Origin of the sequence: Clostridium sp. (genome assembly GCF_036569345.1) — a bacterium.
Taxonomy (GTDB): Bacteria; Bacillota; Clostridia; order Clostridiales; family Clostridiaceae; genus Clostridium_AD.
Genome location: NZ_DATCQT010000026.1, coordinates 1 through 3,907, shown reverse-complemented (window position 1 = coordinate 3,907; position 3,907 = coordinate 1). Strand labels below are relative to the sequence as shown.

The 3,907-nt window shown below is 28.6% G+C and carries 4 protein-coding genes; 1 reads left to right on the top strand and 3 read right to left on the bottom strand.

The features are described from left to right. Window positions 1–363, top strand: a 363-nt coding sequence (locus tag VIM70_RS02215; protein ID WP_331943699.1) for an EAL domain-containing protein, incomplete at its 5' end; no start/stop codon positions are given. Window positions 364–949: 586 nt separating this feature from the next. On the opposite strand, the gene VIM70_RS02210 is transcribed toward VIM70_RS02215, so the two are convergent. Genes VIM70_RS02210 through VIM70_RS02200 form a run of 3 tightly spaced genes read right to left on the bottom strand, consistent with a single transcriptional unit; the run spans window position 950 to window position 2,679 of the window. After that, the gene (locus VIM70_RS02210) at window positions 950–1,594 is read right to left on the bottom strand and encodes a hypothetical protein (protein ID WP_331943697.1); all 645 of its coding nucleotides are present in this window, start codon (window positions 1,592–1,594) and stop codon (window positions 950–952) included. Between the two features lie 52 nt (window positions 1,595–1,646). Continuing rightward, window positions 1,647–2,489 (bottom strand): LPO_1073/Vpar_1526 family protein, encoded by an 843-nt coding sequence (locus tag VIM70_RS02205; protein ID WP_331943695.1) that lies wholly within the window; start codon window positions 2,487–2,489, stop codon window positions 1,647–1,649. Continuing rightward, entirely contained in the window at window positions 2,482–2,679 is a 198-nt protein-coding gene (locus VIM70_RS02200; RefSeq protein WP_331943693.1) for a hypothetical protein, read from the bottom strand. The genes VIM70_RS02205 and VIM70_RS02200 overlap by 8 nt, the downstream gene beginning before the upstream one ends. Window positions 2,680–3,907 lie beyond the last annotated feature (1,228 nt).

The window sequence follows — 3,907 nt, the reverse complement described above, 5'->3', positions numbered from 1 at the left end:
CCAGAGTTAATTATAAGTATATTAACAAAATTAAAAGTTTTAGGTATTAAAATATCCTTGGATGATTTTGGCACAGGCTATTCTTCCCTTAATTATGTAAATATGCTACCAATTGATACAATAAAAATTGATAAATCACTTATAATGGGTTTAGAAAGTGGTTCTAAAAATATATTTATTATTAAGTCAATAATAGTAATGGCGCATAGTTTAAATATTAAAGTCGTTACAGAAGGAATTGAAACAGAAACCCAATTCCATATTCTAAAGGAGCTTGAATGTGATTCAATTCAAGGCTATTTAATTGGGAAGCCAATGACTACATCTGATTTCGAAGAAAAATTTATCAAGCAGGTACCATAGCATAGCATCATCACCATATTGCTTCCCTGTATCTACGAACAATTCATAATCAAGTTTAATTTTATTATCAATAAAGCCTAATACATCCTGAGCATTGGTAGAAAGATTCTGAAATGCTTTTTCAACGCTAACGGATATACCTGATTTGGAATATTAAGGCGTGAGTTTAACACAACTAATATTGTGTTAAACTGACCTAAAACCTTCAAAGCATTGAAAATACTATGCTTCTTTGAATAAAACAATAAAATAAATTATAATAGCTGATATTAGTTTAACATAACGTATTGAAATGTATAACTAGGTTTATCTTAAAACTATGTTAATCAATGATATTAAGTCTTATAAAAAAACTCATAAGGGTATACCATTTCACATCTATAATTGAATTTGATGTAAAATGGTTGTAAGAGACTATATTAGATAAAAGTTTATAGGAAGTGTACATTATAATAAAGAATTAGCTTAGTTACTTAAGATAATTCTTTATATTTTATTTAAATAAAAATTAAATTAACGTAATTAGCACTCGTCTGCCACCGCTGTTAGCGGTTTAGTTCAATTAACCTTTCACGGCATTTTACTATCATTTTTTGTTTGAAACCTCATTTATTGATTTTTTTATAGATTCCAGCATAATATCAAATTTGAAAGATGGATTAGCAGCCGCAGTGGTGATATTTTCCCATTCTTTATCACTATAAGAACTTTTTAGCTTCGCCATATTAGAACTAAATTCATTAAGTGTTGAACTGATGTTGGAACCAACATAATTTCCAATTTGTTTTTTAGTTTCTTGATTAACTTTATTTACTTCCTGTGATACAGCTTCTTTTATTGCTGATTTTTCTTCAACGCCATATCCATTTACTTTTTCATTTATTATTTTAATAACATTATCTTGCAAACTTGATAAACTTGATGACATTATATTTGCAAGACCTTCTGTATCTAAATTGCCTACTTGCACCCCAAGCCCTATAATTTTTTCATTTAATGAGATGAGTGTTTTTCTTGTATCACTGTTTACTAAATTAGAGCTCAATTCTTGTTTTATAGACATGCCTATTGCGACAAAAGCTAAGGCAATTGATATTCCGCTGCCCATAAATGAAAATATATTTACTACATTTGAGTTATCTGATAACCGAATGCTGCACACAAGAATAACTATTCCTATCAATATTCCTGTTAGCCAATGAAAATCTCTATTAGTAAATTTAGTTTTCAAATAATCCACCTCCCTCAACTTTTTAATTATAGTTTCTAAATCAAAACTATAATTATTCGTTTACCCAAATATTTAAATCCCATTCTAATCCTGTTTTAATTTTGATATTGCTAATAGCAATAGCTAAACCAACACTCGTTAAACTAGAATTACATAGTTTTGTGTTATTCCACATTCTTGATAAAGAAGATAACTCTGGGTTTGAAGCAATTATTTTGACTGCCTCTTCTTCATTATTTATTTGTGTGAATTTAGTAATCATTATTCTTTTAAAGTCTACAGAACCTATACTTATAGATATACAGCCAGTATATTCAAGATGTGGGTAGAAACTCTCATTATCCGCTATACCTAGCCCTTTGTTTAATTTATTAACCGTCGCTATAAAAGCTTCAACAGGTACCTCTTTAATAAAGTTTAAGTATCTCATTAAAAAAATTATAGAGAGTATATCTATCTGTTTTAATGTTAATTTTGGAATAATTGTTATTGCTTCATTTAATATTAATTTTTTTAATGACTCATTTTCAGTCATAGTTCTTTTTACTAAAACATCAACTAACAACTCTCCAATGTCTTCATCACCACGTCTGGCATGATTTTTTTGAGCCTCATAAATAACATAACGTAAATCTGGATCCTCTGTATTCTTTATTGAATTTGGATCTATTTTCTTTAGCTTATCTAAGTATTTATTGATTATCGTTTCTGCACGTTCATTGACAATTTCGTCAACCTTATTCCCTAAGTCATAAAAATTACTTTTAAACACATCCATGGCAATTTCTTTTACGTCTGGATAGGATATACCGCTGTATGTCTGATTTACTGAAACCTGCTTTCCCTGCACATTAGTTGAATAATCTCCTGCGTTAATATCTTGATTGTTACTCATTGGTTTTTTTCCCAATTGTTACAGTAACATTTTTAACCCCTTGGGCGTTTATGGAATTATCCCCTGATTTAATGCTTTGAGTAATGTTTCTATTAGCTTTATTTTTAAAGAACAGACCTACTACTACAGACACTACTAATACACCTATACCACTAAATATCCAATTAGCATTTTCTAAAATCCATTTCAAAAAAAAACCCCCTTATATGTAGAAATTTGTCTATACTTTACATTTTAAATATTATGAATATAGTTGTCAAAATATTTACTGATTAATGTTCATTGTATAATCAGACATTAGTGTCCGTAAAGGTAAATGTTTATGTATAAACGTTTTTAAACAGTTTTAACAACCTTAATAAACATCAATAAGGTATATTTTTATATGTTTTTTAAGGTATACTCTATCCGAACTATTTTATGTATTGTAAGCCTATAAGACAAACATGAACCCTTAACCCTATATTGTTAATGTTACCTTTGCAACATTTACATAATATGGTACTCTTGACAAATCACCAATTCTTTCATTTGATACAGAGTGCGCTAATTTTATATCGTACCTGCTATTTTAATGCATTAAATAGACACCCTTTCGACTGCCTTAATATTTCAATAATATGCTATTACTCCTGCAATAACAAATATAAGTAAACATAATAATATAATACTTGCCCCCGACATCTTAGTATGTTATTAGAGCTATACTATGTGAAAAGAATTTGAAACCTTTTTAATATATTAGACTATAAAAATAGCCACTCTCTTTAGGGGAATGGCTATTAACTATCGCATACTTTATTCGTACGCTATACCATATACTATTCAATACTCTTCTGAAAAACTCCATTTTTAATTATATATTTATATTACTATTATTTAACTTCCTATTAAGCTCATTGCAGCTACTACAATAGAGCATGAAATTAAAAAGGGTCATTGGTAAAGAAATAATGTTTCCACACGCGCACGTATGTTCTATTTATGTTACAATTAATGCCATGAACAATAATATTATTGTTCATTCAATACACAATGTCAACAGGATAATAACGATAATAAACCAAAGGATATTGAGATATCTAAAACTAATTATGTGTAGTAAATGCTAGTGGTTAATTTTAAAATTGATATAACAAGTTCCCAGCAGTATACTACTTAAACGTCCTATTGTTTTATATCATTTATTCATGATATTTTATAAAATAAAAGAGGTGGTATTATGACAAAAGGGAAAAAGAAAAATCTTTCAAAAGCTAAAAACCATTTTTCACAAGTTGGGGGTTGTGTAGTAATGGGACAGAAACGGCAATAGAATTACCATATTAATCCATGCTATTTGTAACAAGCATAAACGTATTCTACCTATACGAGACGGTAAATCAAACGCTCGTTTATTTTACTTTCTCATTGGGTAA